This is a genomic window from Methanohalophilus levihalophilus (assembly GCF_017874375.1).
Lineage (GTDB): Archaea > Halobacteriota > Methanosarcinia > Methanosarcinales > Methanosarcinaceae > Methanohalophilus > Methanohalophilus levihalophilus.
The window spans coordinates 293,289-309,728 of sequence record NZ_JAGGLK010000003.1 but is presented as its reverse complement, the minus strand read 5'-3'; the positions used below and the strand labels follow the sequence as shown (position 1 = coordinate 309,728).

Sequence of the window (16,440 nt, the reverse complement as noted above, 5' to 3'; positions counted from 1 at the left end):
TCACCTCATTTCAATACAGTTTTGTGGACACTTGTCAACACATGCGCCACAAGCAGTACATTTTTCCTGATCGATTTCAGCAAGGAATTTTGTTACGTGTATGGCATCTTCAGGGCAGGCCTTTTCACAAAGCTTGCAGCCAATGCAACCAAATGTACAAACCGCCTTGACAAGTTTTCCTTTATCATGGGAAAGGCACTGGACGTGTACTTTTTCAGCCTCTTTTGCAAAGATAAGTATGTCGTTGGGACAGGCTTCAATACACAAACCGCAGCTTTTACACAGGCTTTTCTTGACATGTGGAAGTTTATCGTCACCGATATAAATTGCATCAAAGGGACATGCACGAACACATGCACCACGACCCATACAGCCAAAACTACATCCTTTCTCTCCATCGGAAAGCATCATAACAGCCTTACAGTCTTCCATCCCAACATAGTCAAACCTGTTGACACAGTTAACGCCGCCCTGACAGCGAACATAGGGATATTCAGCCTCACCTGCGGAAACATCCTGTCCCATGATGCTACCGATCTGCTGGGCCACATCAAAACCACCAACCGGACAACCGGTGAGAGGTGCACTATCTTCCACAACATGCTCTGCAAAATCAGCACATCCGGCATAACCGCATGCACCACAGTTAGCACCCGGAAGGATCTCAAGAACTTCATCCACCAATGGGTTAGTCTCTACATGGAATTTCTTGGATGCCACAATCAGCATAATACCGATAGCAAGACCAAGCCCTCCAAGGACTGCCATTGACTGGACTAGCAACGTTGTTAGGCTCATAAGGGGATCACCTTGAAGTAGTTAACAAATGCCATCGCAAGCATGGATGCTATAATAAACGCTTGTGGGAGACCCTTCATAGAAGAGGGGACATGAACAAGTGTCACCCGTTCACGAATACCTGACATCATTAACATTACGATTGTATAACCAACACCGGCAGCGATACCGAAAACTACACTTTGCAGGAAGGAATATTCTGCACTCACATTGAGAAGGACGACTCCAAGCACGGCACAGTTTGTGGTAATCAATGGAAGATAAATACCGAGTGAACGATACAGTGAAGGTATGTTTTTGCGTACAACGAATTCAACAAGCTGGACAAGAGCTGCAATCACCACAATGAAGCTGATAAGTCTCAGGAACACCAAGTCAAGTGGTACAAGAACATATGTATAAAGCAGGAAGGAAACCACTGAAGCAAGAGTCATTACAAAAATAACTGCTCCGGACATTCCAGCCGCACTTTTTGTGTCCTTTGTAACACCTACAAAAGAACAAAGTCCAAGGAACTGTATCAAAAGGAAGTTCCTGATGAAAACACCATCCATAAATATGGAAAACAGGGAAGCGTCAGCAGCCATTTTTATTCACCTCTCTCCAGTTTTTTAGCCTTGCGATAATTTACCATCGCCATGAGAATACCGATTGTCAGGAATGCTCCGGGAGATAGGATCATGTATGTAGCCGGGTTCATCATCGGAACTGTGAAAAGAAGATACCCGAAAACTTCTACCTGCCCTGTACCGAAAATTTCCCTGATTCCACCAATGAGTACAAGAACCAGAAGGAAACCTGTGGCAATACCCAACGCGTCAATGAGGGAATAGAAAACACCATTCCTGTTTGCGTAAGCTTCTGCACGGCCTATAATAATACAGTTAACCACAATCAGGGGAATAAACACACCCAATGCAGTGAACAATGCGGGAGTATATGCTTCCATCACCATTTCCACAATGGATACGAAAGTCGCTATTATCAAAATGAAAATTGGGAGTCGCACCGAAGCTGGAATTTGTTTCCTCAGTGCAGAAACCATAACATTTGAACAGATCAATACGAATGCAGTACCTGCAGCCATTCCCAGAGCATTCTCAACTGAGGTGGTTACTGCAAGAGTTGGACATAGACCAAGCACAAGAGCAAAAATTGGGTTGTCTTTTGTGATACCGCGAATATATTCATTAAAAACATCACTCATTGTAATCACCTCAGGATTCCTGCTCCTTGACAGAATCTATACCTGCTTTTAGTGCATCTACCACCGCTTGCGATGAAATTGACGCGCCGGTGATGGCATCAATTTTTCCGCCATCTTTTGAAAGGGCCATATCAGCAAGAGGAACTCCAAGGAATTGATCCCTGAAATCAGTTTCCACTATTTTTGCACCCAGACCCGGAGTCTCGGAATGTTTCATCACCTGTACACCTGCTACTGTGGAAAATGACGGATCTATTCCACCAGCAATTCTTATTTGACCCTGTGAACCAGGGAAATCCTGGAAGAAAGCATATCCCACCAGATTACCCGAGGAATCAAGCGCCCTATAGTAAAGAACAGGAAGTTCTCCTTCTTCATCAGGAACAGTGCCATACACTTCCTCAAATTCAGTGGCCTGTGGGAAAATCTCGGCCAATGCCATTTTTTGCTGTTCTATTGCATTTATCTTAAGTTGCTCCTGGGTAGGCACAAAAGTGATCCCAAGCAACGCCGCAGCCACAAGGCTAACAAGCACGAGTTTTGCAAGAATTACTGCAATATCCTTTCCGGATTCACTCATCCATATACACCCCCAGCTTCTCAAAGGGTATTTTATCCATTATCGTACGATACTTGCGCTGGAAGAAAGATTCCTCAGCATAAGAGCTTGGCATTGTGTTATTATCAATAAATGCTGCCACGCTGTTTGCGAGGAAAAGACCGTAGAAAGTTGCGTAAATGTAATTGTCAAAGTGTCCATAGACAACTGTAAGAACACCGCAAAGAACACCATAAATCACTCTTCCGTTCTTTGTTACAGGAGAGGACGGGGTATCTGTTGCAAGGAAAAGGACACCAAAAATGAATGCACCTGTGATAACATAGGAGAGACTGTCACCCACAATCACTGCCAGCACAATTGTTGTCAGGAAGTAAAATACCGGGATCCTCCATTCCATATAGCGGCGATAAATCAGGAAAACACCACCAATAAGAGCAATAGGTGATGCGCCGATAAGATGACCGGCACCTGTTTCAAGCACAAGGTCGGAAAAACCACCGAGCATAGGGAATGAAACTGGCTGCATCAATGACCACCAGGCCAGACTCAGGAAAACCCAAGCTGCGAGAACCGGATTGAATATTGAGGAACCAAGTCCTCCAAATGCGTGTTTTGCAATTGCAACACCAAAAGCGGAGCCAATTATTGGCATCCAGATAGGTACTTCCGGAGGCACAACAAGGGCTACCATAAGACCAATTAATGCTGCATGCCCGTTGTTAATTTCCAGTGGCTGACCTAATGCTTTCTGAATGATTGCTTCGGTGGCTACTGCAGCTGCAACGCTTGCAATAATCAATGCCAGGGCATACAAGCCGAAGAGATAAACAGCTACAAGACTGACAGGAACCAGTGCAAGTATTTTTGCGAATGTAATCTTCCTGAAAGTTATATCCTGCTTTCTGTGAGGCGGAGCTGAAATTGTAAATGTCATAATTACACACTCCCGCAAGAGCAGCCTAATTCAAGGTTTGATGATTCCTTTGGAGCTGTATCATCATACGCTTTTTCAATAGCTTCTTTTGCATAGCGTATCAGTTGTAAAATCGGGATCTTTGTGGGACAGGCTGCGGAACAGCGACCGCATTCAATGCAATTGCTAACATACATCTGGTTGCTTTCATCAAAACGCCCCTGATCGGCCAGTGTAGCAAGCCTTGAAGGAATCAGATCAACCGGACAAACATCAACACACCTTGCACAGTGTACGCACACAAGTGGTTCATCCCGGAGTACTTCACCCTTATCCTGAACAGTAATTGATAACGTTGTCTTGGTTACAGGAACTTCATCCACATACTGGGCCACACCGGTTATAGCACCGTTGGCAATGAGCTTACCCGGCTCGCCTTTATAGCCACCGCAAGCCTCGATTACATCCTTGAAAGGCGTCCCTATTTTTACAAGGATCTTCTGGGGTTTGTTTACCTTACCTGTTACCGAAATAACTGTCTCAATGTAGGGCCTTCCTTCATGGACGACATCGTAGAAAGCCTTTGCAGACTGAACACTGCATATAGCAACTCCTGTGGAAGCAGGTTTACAATTGAAAGGCACCCTTCTTCCTGTAACATTATAAGTAAACAAATCCAGGATGCTCTTGCCGTAAATACGATTCTGCGACAAAACCACAATGTCGGATTGCTGATCTTTGAAGTAGTAGCTTGCCCGCCTCTTACCTACAAGAGGGGATACGCTTATTCTTTTTCCTTCAAAGACAAGGCCATCAAAAGCACTGATGGATTCACTGTTGTCATTGCGAAGAACAATCGCACCTTTGGATGCACCGGAAGCTTTCATGAGAAGTTTCAGAGATTCAAGGATCTGAAGCGCATAATCACGAGGCTCTTTGTAATCTCCCCATATCCACTCTGCTGAAGTAGCGTTAACCAGAACGGTGTCAATGGTGCAACCGTCACCCGGTTTTAGAACCAGATGTGTGGGTACCCCATAATTTTCTACGATTCCAGCGTCCTTGATAATAGAAATCAAATCTCCACCTGTAGCATCCTGAGGAGTAAAATCAACACATTCATTTTCCTCGCCGGGCTGGATGATAACACTCATTACTTTTGTGCCTGAAGGCATGGGAGCTTCTTCAATGGAAACTACTTCTCCACAAATGCTTGAATGGACAGACGCACAAAAATCTGATGTGCATTCTCCAATTTTCTGGCCTTCTTTAACCATGTCACCTTTGCTCACGAGAGCCTCACAGACGGTACCATTATGCTGCTTGAGTGGGATTATCACTTTTTCAGGGACATTTTCCATAACTGATATTTCTGCCAAGTATCTCAACTCCTTAGAAGGCAGGTTCCCTTTCTACTTCAGGTGGTTTTTCACCCGGTGTTGTTGCTTCAATTACCGGTACAGAAAAGTCTGTTGGCGGATTGGTTTCTGCCGGGTCACGATCATATCCGAGCATTGCCCAGTCGATGACAGGCGTTACTTCATGGCAGTATTCGCAATCCGGCCTTTCCACAAAGTGGATGTTTTGTAATTCAGGAGATGCGGATGCACCATGGCAGTCATCGCACTCAAGAGGATCTGCCATACCTGCTTCTGAGCCGGAAATGCCGTGTCCGAGCCTGTAATAAAGATCAACCTGCCTGAGAATGGCATTTGGATAATCAGCCATACCGTCACCGTTTCCGTCATAAGAGCGCATTTCTTCTGATGTTACATCACCATCTGCGTTAGCATCAGCAGCCATTACATCATCATTTGGAATCGGATTACCTTCTAATGAACTTGTGTTCGGGGAAGCAAGTATTTCTTCCTCAAGGCCTGCATCCCACCAGGCACCATTAATTATGTTGAATGGGGCAAGCATTGAGTTTTCAGCCCGGTCTTCTCCCACATTAAGACCTTCGGAAGCTCCGTCAGTCCATGCGAGTGTTGGGGCAAAATCAGACTCATGGTAAGTGTCAACTCGTTCACCGTTTGACCAGTCAAAAGATTCAATTGGCATTCCTGCCGGAATGTCGCCACCGGGAAGAAGTGGAATGTGGCAGGCAGCGCAATCGAGGAATTCAAGATGGAAGTCAGTAGTTCCACCGTGTGTAATACCTGCATGGCATGATTCATCCACACAACTCTTTACAGACAATACGTCTTCATGAGCAGATGATTCTTCTTCATGGCCAGCATCGGATTCCAGTAATTCTATTGGTGCTCCGGCAATTTCATGTTCATGTGCTTCATGGCATTCCACGCATTCAACTTCAGCGTGCACATCAAATTCTTCATAATCTTCAGCTCCCCACATTACGGGGGTAACCTGTGCATCTTTAATATGACAATTGTTGATACAGGATGATTTTTCAGGTGCAGCATTTACGGTATCGTGGAAAATTAACAAAATTGGAGCAGGGGTTAAAACATCAAGGGCATAGGTACCAAGACGCACACCATCCTGCTGGACGACAACACGGGCATCCTCCATTGCTGCATTGTTGGCATTTGCGTAATTGCCGTTTGCCAATTCAAGAGCCCTGGCGTCTGCATCATAAAGATCATATTGCTCGTGGCATATCATACAGTCAATTCCGACGCCGTATTCTTCAAGGATTCCACCACCTGGATGATAACGACCGAATTCCTGCACCCAGGCTTCTTCACCTTCTGATTCCACCTGGAAATTGGTTAAGGGTTCCCATTCAGGGACTCTCTGGATATGAGTGGACTCTCCCACTTCATCATAATCCGCAAAAGGAGTACCAACATGACATCCTCCACAACTGGAATCCGACCACTCGCCTTCTGTCATATAGTGATGGGCAAGTGCCTCGTTACCGCTGTAGCCAAGATATATGTTGATGCCTGCAAACGCAAAAACAACCAATGCGACCGCAACAAGAATACCTCTAAGCTTCGCCATAAAAATCACACATCTTTATAATTCATAAATTCCCGGGACACATAATCTGTAAACGTTAAATATGTTATCACTGGAGGGATTGTTATTTTTGGGGGTTTTATAATCCTGCAAACCAGTGAAGGTAACAATTCTGTTATCCATAGTTGTTACTGATTGCCAAACTGACTGATTTACTGTATTTATATCTTTCGAGAAAGTGCGTTAGACCAGCCCTGTAAGGCGGTAATATATCATGAATGATAATTTAGTTAATTCCCGGATCTCAAACCAAGGGTTGTTTTTCAAAAGAGTGCAATCTCAATGTCAGGAAGAAAACAAAAAAGATCACTACAGATGTGATAATGAAAGTATTCGTTCCTATGAATTCATATACTACTCCCCCCATCACAAGCCCGAAAATGCTGGCAAGGCTCGCAAAACTGCTGGCAAATCCCTGCACTGAGCCCTGATACCTATCCCCTGCAATTTTAGAAAGGATTGAAAGTACGGAAGGCCACATCAGCCCGTTCCCGGCAGCAAAAAATACCGCTGAAAGGTAGGTCATAAAGAGAGTTCCCGGAAGAAGGAGAAGAAAGCATATTCCAAGCAGGAGACTGCCGATGGTGGCAAGAGTTGCATCAGAATATACTTTTACTGCTCTTACAAGTACAGGACCCTGTACAAAAATCATGAGAACACCCAGAAATGAAAAGTAAATCCCCATATCTGCAACACCCCACTCAAGTTGTTCAACGGCATGCAGCGGGAAAGCAGTATAGAACACATTAAACCCAAGAAATATGAAAAAATAGAGGACTAGCATATACGGTACGTGTGTCAGGCTGAGTACGTCTGAAAATTTTATTTTTACAGGCCCGTGTGTTTCAGGACATTTCTTTATTTCCTGTCCGAAGGGTTTACTTATATTATCTGCCTCATGATCTTCCCAAATAGCACATTTCCTTGATTCCGGAACAAAACGAATAATTGCAATCGTCCCCGCTACTGAAATTAATACGGCTGCCAAAACCGGGATTGCCTCCCCGTAAACTGTGAGACTCAAAAACCCAGCAAGTGCCGGCCCGATGATAAAACCCAGATTTGAAGAAATGGACATTTTTCCGTAGTTCTTATTCCGATCCTCTTCACTTGAAATGTCAGCAAGATAGGCATTTGCAACTGACACGTTGCCGCCAGTCAGACCATCAAATCCTCTTGCAATGAAGAGAAATACCAATGGCAGCGTAATTGCGAAGGCTCCAAAAAACGAAGAATCTACATTGAGGAGTTCATTTACAGGCAAAAAGAGTGCTACAAGAAAGATTATCCATGAAACAAGAGTCCCGATTTGGCTCAGCAGAAGGATTTTTTTCCTCCCGTAAATATCTGACCATCTACCAAGAATTGGAGCACCGATAAGCTGGAAAGCCGGATACATAGCACCCATGAGACCATAGATAATGGCATTGCCCCCAAACCTCGCTACGAGAAATACAAGGAAAGGAATAACAATACTGAAACCAAGGGTACCAATGAAATTAACAAAAAGGATTGGAAAAAGCGATGTACTCTTTGCAGACTCTTCCGGCGACCCCATGAATAATACATATTGTTCAGGTTTGATAGGCTTTTCCCGGAATAATCATTGCTGGAATAAAAATTAATTCCAGTAAATATTGACATGCCATATCCTGAAATATACCTCATGAGACATGACTTTGTTTTTTTATGTTCCAGGAATTTACAGGCCCATACTTAGTTCTCACACTTAGATTTGAGATAATATTCTACGGCAGTAATAAGCGCATCTTTGGTGTGGGGCTCTCCAGTCGTTCTCTTGAGAGTAGTAAGCTGCTGTTCAGTCATTATCGTTTGTGCATGCACAATTTTCACATAAGTATTCATGATCTTAACCCTGATTTAAGCATATGAGTTAGTTGTTTAGCGCACTTCAATCCCCTCATCTTTACAGGAAAACTATGATCTCGCTGATAATATATCAAACTATTTGTTTTATTAATATACTTCTATTGTAATTTTTATTGTTGTTCCTGCCCAAACTCCGCAAACCTTAATATTGATGGAAACCCACCAGCGGACATGGACACAAAGATTGTAACAGTATTCATAATCCTGATACTCGCATCGATTGCCTTTGTGGGATTTGATTCAGATAGCGGAACCCCTGTAAAAATGGAAACTTACAGCCAGACAAGGGAAGCTTTGGGAACTACTATTACAATTGCCGCTGTCGGAGCAGACGAAGAACAGGCATATGAAGCTATAGACAAAGCTTTTGTGAGGATTTCAGAAATCGAAAGCCTTATGAGTACCTATGAAAGCCAGAGTCAGGTGTCCACCCTCAATCAGGACAAAACAATTGAGAATGTAGATCCTTCCTTTGTTTTTGTTTTAGAAGAGGCTATTTACTACAGCGAAATAACCGACGGAGCATTTGACGTTACAATCAAACCTGTACTCGACCTCTGGGCGAGCAAATTCGGAGAAGGCAGACCAAATCAGCCACCTACACAGGAAGAACTTGATACTATCCTGCCACTTGTGAACTCTTCTGCAATAACCATCAATGAAACATCCATTTCAATTGAAGAAGGTATGCAAATCACCCTCGGAGGAATAGCAAAAGGGTATGCTGTGGATGAAGCTGCAAGAGTTCTTATGGATGAAGGATTCAAAAGTGGATTTGTGAATGCAGGAGGAGACGGATTTTTCTTTGGGACAAAACCTGATGGTGAAACCTGGATTATAGGATTGCAGGACCCGGAGAAAAAAGCCGAACCTGTCACATTGATGTCCGTCTCAGGAAAAGCAGTAACCACAAGCGGGAATTATGAGCGGTACTTCAACGATTCCGCCAGAGTATCACATATTGCAGATCCACGAACTGGATATACAGTTTCAAACCTCATCAGCTCAACCATAATCGCCGACTCAGCCATTGAGGCAGATGCACTGGCAACTTCCGTGTTTGTGCTGGGTGAGGAAGATGGGCTGGAGTTAATAGAAAGTCTTGAAGGAGTCGAATGCCTGATAATTACTCCTGATAAAAGAATTGTGAAATCTGAAGGCTTTGAAGCCTACGAAATCCAGTGATATTAAAGCAGAACTTCATGAAGGGTCTCATAAATAGGCCCTTTAGGTGTCAATGTACTTTTCTTAAGTTTGAAACTACTTACTTCAAACTCACCGAAATGTTCATCCCCATATTCCTGCAGGAAACGTCTCAGACCTTCTTTTTCTTCACCTTTCAGGAATTTCACCCTTCCAATGGTTGCATGCGAAGTATACTCACGGTTGTCTTTTTTAAACCTCATACCATCAAGAGCGTTCTCTACCTGTAAATGAAGATTATTAAACTGACCTTCCAGTCCCAACCAGATAACCCTTGGCTTTGAAGAAGATGGGAAGACACCTACCTTCTCCATAGTACACATAAAAGGGGACAACTCCACAGTTTCCAGCTTCTCTATGATAACAGGAATCTGAGACTGTTTCACATCACCTAAAAACTTGAGAGTCACATGAACGTTGGAAGAATGCACTGCTTTGATTCCTTTTATAGAACCTAACTCAGAGAGAATCCTCTCAATTCCTTTCCGGAGATCTTCCGGGATATCAACTGCCACAAAAGTCCTGATCAAAATAATCACTTCCCCTACTACCCTAAAGGAACATGAACAATATCTAACTGACGACCCTTCACTATTTTAATGAATAAACAGTATATTTAATAAACATATAAACCATAATATCACAAAAAAAACGGGGGATGGAATGGAATCCGCTGAAGAACTTATAGAAAGCACCTTGAAACTGGCTGAAAAAAATAATGCAGCTGCAGTCCTGATTTCAGGAAAGCTACCATTCCCAATTGAAACCGATATTCCGGTTTACCAGCTCCCGGGCAATACAGATACATTTATTGAAGGTTTCATCCCCCCGGAAAGCGGAAGTCTTCACTCCATGGAAAAAAACCTTTGCAGAGAGGCTAAATCATATGTTTCCGATATTGAAAAGGCTGCTTCTATAGAACATGTCATCGGAAAAATGAAGAGAGGGATCGTTGTTGGAATTTCCATATCCGAAGAATCTGTGGCCATCATATTCCATGATTTCTCGAAGAGTGTGCTGCTTAATGCAATGCAGGAATGTGAAGAAAGAATTTCACCGGAAGTTATGAGAGCAGCGTTTCGGCTATGTCTTGAAATATCTGAAGCCGGCCGCGAAGGAAGACAGGTAGGTACGGCGTTTTTAATTGGAGATCATGAAGAGGTCATGCAGCGATCCCACCAGATGATCCTTAACCCGTATTCGGGCCATCCGGATGATGAAAAAAGCATTCTTGAAGAAAAAAACTGGGAATCTGTAAAAGAGTTTTCACTTCTTGATGGCGTTTTCATAGTATCTGAAGAGGGAGTAATCCTCAATGCAGGACGTTATCTGGATGTTGATGCAAAGGACCTCGACATTAACAAAGGATTTGGCGGCCGACATGTTTCCGCTGCCGCCATGACACGCGATACAGTAGCAATAGCTTTAACTGTTTCAGAATCCGGCGGGACTGTCAGGCTATTCATGGATGGAAAGGAGAGGGTTTCCATCGAATCTACCGACAGGCTTCTAAAAAATAATTAAATCTTGAACCTGAGGATTGCTGCAATGCCTCCGAGGGCATCCAGTTTTTGTCCTGGTTCAAATCCTGTACTGAATACCACAAGTTTTCCTTTGGAATATTCCACATTCCGGATGAACTTGTCAATATTACCTTCTTCTTCCCTGTCCTGACGCAGGTACTCATCGGCAACAAGCAACGTCTCAATTGCACCATAATCCTGTGCCTTTCGCACTTCTTCCATCCCGTATGCGGCTTTGCCATCAACAGAGATTTCCTTCAGAAGCTCATCCATCAGGGAGGCTTCCCTTGAAAGACGGGATTGTTCTACTATCCTGTCAACAGCACCTCTTCGCAATACTTCCTGAAACCCGGACATTCCGATGGACGATGTATCCTCAGTAATAATTCCTGCTGCTATTTCCGGTTCTTTGGTTTTAACATAATTGAGAAAATCTTCTTTTGTAAAACCCGGACCTGCAAGTACAATTGACTCTTCCCCTGTAAGCGGATACTTCAATTTCTCAAGAAGCAATTCAAAGAAATCATCCCGGAGAGAACCTTCACCCTTCCCGGAGGACTGCCGGACATGAGTGTATAACTCCACGCCGTAATGCCGCACAAAACCGATGTCTGCATCCCCCTCTTCTACTGCAACAATTATCACTTTCGGGCGTTTAGCTGCGGCTTCTGCTTCCTCGATCCTTTCAAGCTGATCCCCTTTCCACACTTTGATAACAGAAAGATCAGTTCCTTCCTCAATATTCAAAGTATGATAAGCACCCACATCCATACCATGCTCTATAGGGCCATGTAGCCTCAGCCGGTTTGAAAATTTGTGAAATTCAAGACTCTCAACCAGAATTCCAAGGCGAACTGTTTTTTTCTCCGATTTTTCAGGTCGCAGCTTGTCAGTAGCAGAATCGGCTTTCCTCTTGGTAAGGGCAAACACCACGTCTCCGGGCTCAATAATATACTTCAGGTGCCAGAGATCATCCAGAGTCTGTGGAACAAGAGCTATCTCACCTTCATTGCCCTTGAGATTCTTTTTAAGGATTCGCATCGGTTTACCTCATACTACCATTATTTCAATTCAGATCCACCAGGCGGAAGCATCATAGCAATTTTATCAGGTGAAGCAATCTGTTTCACAAAATGCACATCCTGCAGTTTTTCCACGTACATCCTGTAGATCTTTTTGGCAAGATCATTCTGGTTGAATTTCCCGGGAACAATCTCAATTACGTGTTCAGCCCGGGCTTGAACAGCCGATAGCGGACCACCAATTACACGGGTTTCCTTCCCAAGTTCAAGTCCTACAGCAGCACTTACAGGAACATCCCGCATGTAATTGCGATCTCCCCGAATTACAAATGAACCCTTCTTAAGATACTCCCCTGATTCAGGAGTCTTGGTTACCTGCTCTGGCAAAATCCAGTAGCAATCTCCTGCGAACTGACCAGCTTTCCAGATGCTGGAGTTTGAGACTACAAACCGGGCTACTTCATCAAGTGTTGACTGGGGAACTTCCTTGCCTTCGGTTTTTATGACTGTCATTGGGGCACCCGGTGCCTGAGTATGGAAAACAATATCCCTTTTTTCCATGTATTTCTTGACGATATCCTCGTTTGTGGTAGCATCTCGTCCCGCAACCACAAAGAAACCGTCTGATGAAACAAACCAACGGAACCTGTCATACCAGTGCTTCTTGACAAAGGCCTTTCTCTTGGCAGCCTCTTTCTTGCTGTCCCGCTTTTTCATCTGCTTACGGGTTTGCTCAATTGCTTCAAGGGCACCTTTGCGTTTCTTTTCAAGTTTCTTGACTTTTTCATAGTAAACAAGAGCATTCTGAGGCACCGTTTTTCGCACATCGATATTTGCCTTTGCACCATTGAGATTCATGGTAACGACACCTCTGGAAGAATCAATATTGACAACTGCCCTTGCAGCCTCGGATTCTTCTTTTGCGCCATCAAGAATCTTGCGAATATCCTGCCACGAATAGCCTTTTTCACGTGCTGAGGACAGGACACCAAGCAGTCCTTCAATATCCTGATAATATTCGTAAATGCGTTCAGCGATTTCGGTTAACGTATCAATTTCTTTACCGAACTTACTGATTGCATCTTCCTGTTGCTGGAGGCGACGAGCAAGAACATCCACTTTTTCTTTCTTGACGGATTCTTTTTGCTCAGCAAAAGTGGCAGCTGAATGTTTCCCGAAAAACTCATCCAGTGCCTTGTTAAATGATTCGTAGCACTCAGTTTCTGCTCCTGAATACTGCTGGAGTTCAAAGGGGATTACGTTGATATCCACGAGATTCCCATTTTGTTCTCCTCTGACAATACATGGTTTCAATTCGCCTTCAGTAAGTGGCTTGAATACCTCTTTTAAACCTTCAATCAATGACTCAATTTCTGCTTCATTAAGAGATATTGCTTCCCGGGTTTTATCGATACCGCAGCGCAGACAGACTTCTTCGGCATACACTCCACCAAGATTAAACCTGCTGGCGATTGTACGCACAACATCGGCATTTGAGGACTGGAGGATCGCAAATAATTGTTCACCATCGATGTCCAAAGGACTTGCCTGAGCCTCAGGATACTGGTAAATCTCCCCACGCCTTATACGCCTGCCTTTGAATGTGACGGGCTTCATGGGGAGGATAATACGACGTTCGTTGTCAAGTAAAACCACATTTCCCTGCCCGAAAAGCTCGACAACCAGAATGGTGGTTTCCCCACCTCTTATAATATGTATTTCCACAATCCTGTCGAAATCATACTGGTTGATGGAAAGAATCCGGCCACCCATGATGTGCTTTCGTAAAAGCATTGGGAAAGCCTGCGGAGTCGTTGGGCTTGGCCTTACGTACTGACTTAGATGGAGCCGTTTTCCTAATTCAATTACAAGATTTTGGCGCCCTCTCTTAAACATGTTTAAGGCAATACGCAATTCTCCCTCTGCCGGCTGGTAAATTTTCCCGATTTTAGCGTCTACCAGTGTATTGGAAGGATTGTTAAATTCACTAATTAGTGCAGCAACATCCGCACTCGTCATTTCTTCTTTCATATCCGATACTAATAAAGGGGAAGGTGCTAAAAAGGTTTGTCCAATAGCTTATATAAACCAAAGATGAAATAAATTAGAGCCCTCTAAGGCTGGAAGGATTATCATTCATGGATCTCAGGACAAAAAAATTTCTTAAAAATAAATTCAGGGATTACTACCAAACGGCAACTTTAGACCTGCCTTCAGAACTCCCTTCCCGCGAATGGGGCTTTATTTCTTATGATAGCATGCCCGAGACCATTATGTACAGACATAAGGCATTCGGCGCACCGGGAGAGGTTCGTGACTACCTCGTATCGATGCAGCCAGCTCATGTTTATCATTCCGTCGCATATTACCAGTATCCTGATGCACCTTCCATGAAAGAGAAAAACTGGCTTGGAGCAGACCTTATTTTTGACCTTGATGCGGATCACCTTCCCGGAGCACCCCAATCATATGCTGAGATGCTGGAAATGGTGAAAACAGAATCATTAAGACTTCTGGATTTTCTCACAGATGACTTTGGTTTCCCGGAAGATAGCATTACTGCCGTGTTTTCAGGAGGCAGAGGATACCATTTCCACATTGAAGATAAAAGTGTTCGGGAACTGGAAAGTCCCCAGAGAAGGGAAATTGTCGACTATGTTGCAGGAAAAGGGATAGATGTAAAATATCTTTATAAGAGAAAATACCTTGATGGCGATTCGGGAACTGGTACTACAACATTTAGAGATAAAACTGAGATAACTAGCAGACATGCATTGAAAAATCCAAAAATCGGATGGAGTAAAAGGATTACTGAATACGTTGCCAGCTACCTTGAAGAAGAAATGAAAAAGGAAAAGAAAGATCGATTCCAAGAATTAAAGAAGATAGAAGGATTTGGAAAGAAAGCAATTTCAAGATTAGAGAAAATTTCCGATGAACCCGAACTTTTAGAATATTTCAAGGAAACTGGAAGGTTTGATTTTGGAACTGCTGGCAATCAGCGAGGAATGATTACAAAATTAGTTGAAGTTGCAATTGAAGAAAAACGCATTCACCTTTTCAATCCGGCACAGGTTGACGAACCGGTTACAGCAGATATTAAAAGACTTATACGATTGCCCGGATCCCTTCATGGCGGTTCCGGGATGAGGGTTGTAACGCTCGGGCTTGATGAGATAGAGAACTTTGAACCCCTTTCCGATGCGGTTGTATTTTCAGAAAGGGCGGTAACAATAAAAGTTATGAAACCATTTGGGGTACAAATGAAAGGCATTGACCTGCAGGTAGAAGAAGGAGTGCAGCAGGTTCCTGAGTATGCCGCAATTTACCTGATGTGTAGAGGTGTTGCAGAATATGGATCGAAATGAGTTCAAAGGATTTTCGCGACAGGAGAACAGTTCATCCCTGAACTCTTTACCACCTGATTTTTACAACAAGGTTAATGGATACATCCATGAGCTTGAGGATGAAATCAAGAAGATCAATAACCCGCGATCCGTTGAATCAAAGATACTGGAAGACGAACTGCAGACTGCACTTAATGATGTGGAAACTATTTTCATCCGCAGGATCCGGAAAATCACTTCCCGGGCCACATCCAACGCTTTCCTGGAAGTTTCTTCCAGCGAGGATATGAGTAAACTCCTGCCTTCGGAAAAAAAGGTCTATGAAGCAACCCTTTCTGCGATACAAACCGCAAGGGAAGAATTGATTGATCCGATATTCAAGCCAAACCCTGCACTCGATGAAAACAAAGTGGAGAAAGATGGCTCTCAAGACAACCTAATCCAGAAGCAGGAAACCCTTGAAGAAGCGATTGAGCGGCCGGAAGAAAGCGAACAGACAGGCAAAAAGGATATAAATGAAGAGTACTGTCTTGTCCGAATACTGAAGGACCTGCCTACGTTCAAAGCAGCAGATAATAACAATTACACGCTTGCCGCAGAGGACATCGTTGTATTGCCAAGTCTTAACGCAAACGGATTGGTAAAACGCGGCGCAGCAATCCCTATTGAAGGAAGACGAATCAAGTTAAAAGATGTGAGATTATGAAGATTCCAAAGAGGTTCAGGACACATTGCCCGCACTGTAAAAAACACACGGAGCACGTTGCAGAGAAAGTAAAGAAGGGCAAAGAGTCAATGATGACACGTATCAGAAGGCAGAAGAAGAGACAAACCGGTATTGGAAACAGTGGTAAATTCTCCAAGGTGCCCAGTGGTGACAAGCCCACAAAGAGAATTGCACTCAGATACCGCTGCACCGTGTGCAACAAAGCACATCAGAGGCCATGCTTCAGAGCCAAGAAATTCGATTTTAAGGAGTGAAACCAC

Annotated in this window: 17 protein-coding genes; 5 read left to right on the top strand and 12 right to left on the bottom strand. The window is 43.7% G+C overall.

The window, feature by feature from the left end; translation table 11 throughout:
• The 9 genes from rnfB to J2755_RS08935 all read right to left on the bottom strand — a co-directional run bounded on the left by rnfB (position 1) and on the right by J2755_RS08935 (position 8,334).
• Positions 1-798, bottom strand: a complete 798-nt coding sequence (rnfB, locus tag J2755_RS08975) for an Rnf electron transport complex subunit RnfB (protein WP_209682231.1) — start codon at positions 796-798, stop codon at positions 1-3.
• Positions 795-1,385 carry an Rnf electron transport complex subunit RnfA gene (gene rnfA, locus J2755_RS08970; protein ID WP_209682226.1) on the bottom strand — a complete coding sequence of 197 codons (591 nt, stop codon included), beginning with the start codon at positions 1,383-1,385 and terminating at the stop codon, positions 795-797. Before rnfA ends, rnfB begins: the two co-directional genes overlap by 4 nt.
• Positions 1,386-1,387: 2 nt before the next feature.
• Positions 1,388-2,005, bottom strand: coding sequence for an Rnf electron transport complex subunit RnfE (rnfE, locus tag J2755_RS08965; RefSeq protein ID WP_209682223.1), 618 nt, complete (start codon positions 2,003-2,005; stop codon positions 1,388-1,390).
• A 10-nt stretch (positions 2,006-2,015) separates the two neighbouring features.
• Complete coding sequence (gene rnfG, locus J2755_RS08960) at positions 2,016-2,585, bottom strand: Rnf electron transport complex subunit RnfG (protein ID WP_209682220.1); 570 nt, start codon at positions 2,583-2,585, stop codon at positions 2,016-2,018.
• Positions 2,578-3,501, bottom strand: coding sequence for an Rnf electron transport complex subunit RnfD (gene rnfD / locus J2755_RS08955; RefSeq protein WP_209682216.1), 924 nt, complete (start codon positions 3,499-3,501; stop codon positions 2,578-2,580). The genes rnfG and rnfD overlap by 8 nt, the downstream gene beginning before the upstream one ends.
• Positions 3,502-3,503: 2 nt before the next feature.
• The gene (gene rnfC / locus J2755_RS08950) at positions 3,504-4,859 is read right to left on the bottom strand and encodes an Rnf electron transport complex subunit RnfC (RefSeq protein WP_245312866.1); all 1,356 of its coding nucleotides are present in this window, start codon (positions 4,857-4,859) and stop codon (positions 3,504-3,506) included.
• Positions 4,860-4,872: 13 nt separating this feature from the next.
• Positions 4,873-6,450 (bottom strand): methanogenesis multiheme c-type cytochrome, encoded by a 1,578-nt coding sequence (mmcA, locus tag J2755_RS08945; protein WP_209682213.1) that lies wholly within the window; start codon positions 6,448-6,450, stop codon positions 4,873-4,875.
• A 262-nt stretch (positions 6,451-6,712) separates the two neighbouring features.
• Positions 6,713-8,026: an MFS transporter gene (locus J2755_RS08940; RefSeq protein ID WP_209682209.1), complete on the bottom strand. Its 1,314-nt coding sequence runs from the start codon at positions 8,024-8,026 to the stop codon at positions 6,713-6,715.
• A gap of 158 nt (positions 8,027-8,184) precedes the next feature.
• Entirely contained in the window at positions 8,185-8,334 is a 150-nt protein-coding gene (locus tag J2755_RS08935; RefSeq protein ID WP_209682204.1) for a DUF5371 family protein, read from the bottom strand.
• A 195-nt stretch (positions 8,335-8,529) separates the two neighbouring features.
• Here J2755_RS08935 and J2755_RS08930 point away from each other — a divergent pair, with 195 nt between their 5' ends.
• On the top strand, positions 8,530-9,543 hold the full coding sequence (locus J2755_RS08930) for an FAD:protein FMN transferase (RefSeq protein ID WP_209682202.1): 1,014 nt from the start codon (positions 8,530-8,532) through the stop codon (positions 9,541-9,543).
• 2 nt (positions 9,544-9,545) lie between these two features.
• On the opposite strand, the gene thpR is transcribed toward J2755_RS08930, so the two are convergent.
• The gene (gene thpR, locus J2755_RS08925; RefSeq protein ID WP_209682198.1) at positions 9,546-10,091 is read right to left on the bottom strand and encodes an RNA 2',3'-cyclic phosphodiesterase; all 546 of its coding nucleotides are present in this window, start codon (positions 10,089-10,091) and stop codon (positions 9,546-9,548) included.
• A gap of 133 nt (positions 10,092-10,224) precedes the next feature.
• Here thpR and J2755_RS08920 point away from each other — a divergent pair, with 133 nt between their 5' ends.
• On the top strand, positions 10,225-11,085 hold the full coding sequence (locus J2755_RS08920) for a DNA integrity scanning protein DisA nucleotide-binding domain protein (protein ID WP_209682196.1): 861 nt from the start codon (positions 10,225-10,227) through the stop codon (positions 11,083-11,085).
• Here J2755_RS08920 and J2755_RS08915 read toward each other — a convergent pair.
• Positions 11,082-12,125, bottom strand: a complete 1,044-nt coding sequence (locus tag J2755_RS08915) for an mRNA surveillance protein pelota (RefSeq protein WP_209682194.1) — start codon at positions 12,123-12,125, stop codon at positions 11,082-11,084. The two genes, J2755_RS08920 and J2755_RS08915, sit on opposite strands and share 4 nt — an antisense overlap.
• 20 nt (positions 12,126-12,145) lie before the next feature.
• Positions 12,146-14,137 carry a ribosome rescue protein RqcH gene (rqcH, locus tag J2755_RS08910; RefSeq protein ID WP_209682192.1) on the bottom strand — a complete coding sequence of 664 codons (1,992 nt, stop codon included), beginning with the start codon at positions 14,135-14,137 and terminating at the stop codon, positions 12,146-12,148.
• Between the two features lie 107 nt (positions 14,138-14,244).
• Between rqcH and priS the strand changes: the two genes are divergently transcribed.
• From priS to J2755_RS08895, 3 genes are read left to right on the top strand one after another with little or no spacing between them, the layout of a single operon-like run.
• Positions 14,245-15,474 (top strand): DNA primase catalytic subunit PriS, encoded by a 1,230-nt coding sequence (gene priS / locus J2755_RS08905; RefSeq protein ID WP_209682190.1) that lies wholly within the window; start codon positions 14,245-14,247, stop codon positions 15,472-15,474.
• Positions 15,461-16,159, top strand: a complete 699-nt coding sequence (locus tag J2755_RS08900; protein WP_209682174.1) for a hypothetical protein — start codon at positions 15,461-15,463, stop codon at positions 16,157-16,159. The genes priS and J2755_RS08900 overlap by 14 nt, the downstream gene beginning before the upstream one ends.
• On the top strand, positions 16,156-16,434 hold the full coding sequence (locus J2755_RS08895; RefSeq protein WP_209682171.1) for a 50S ribosomal protein L44e: 279 nt from the start codon (positions 16,156-16,158) through the stop codon (positions 16,432-16,434). Before J2755_RS08900 ends, J2755_RS08895 begins: the two co-directional genes overlap by 4 nt.
• Positions 16,435-16,440 lie beyond the last annotated feature (6 nt).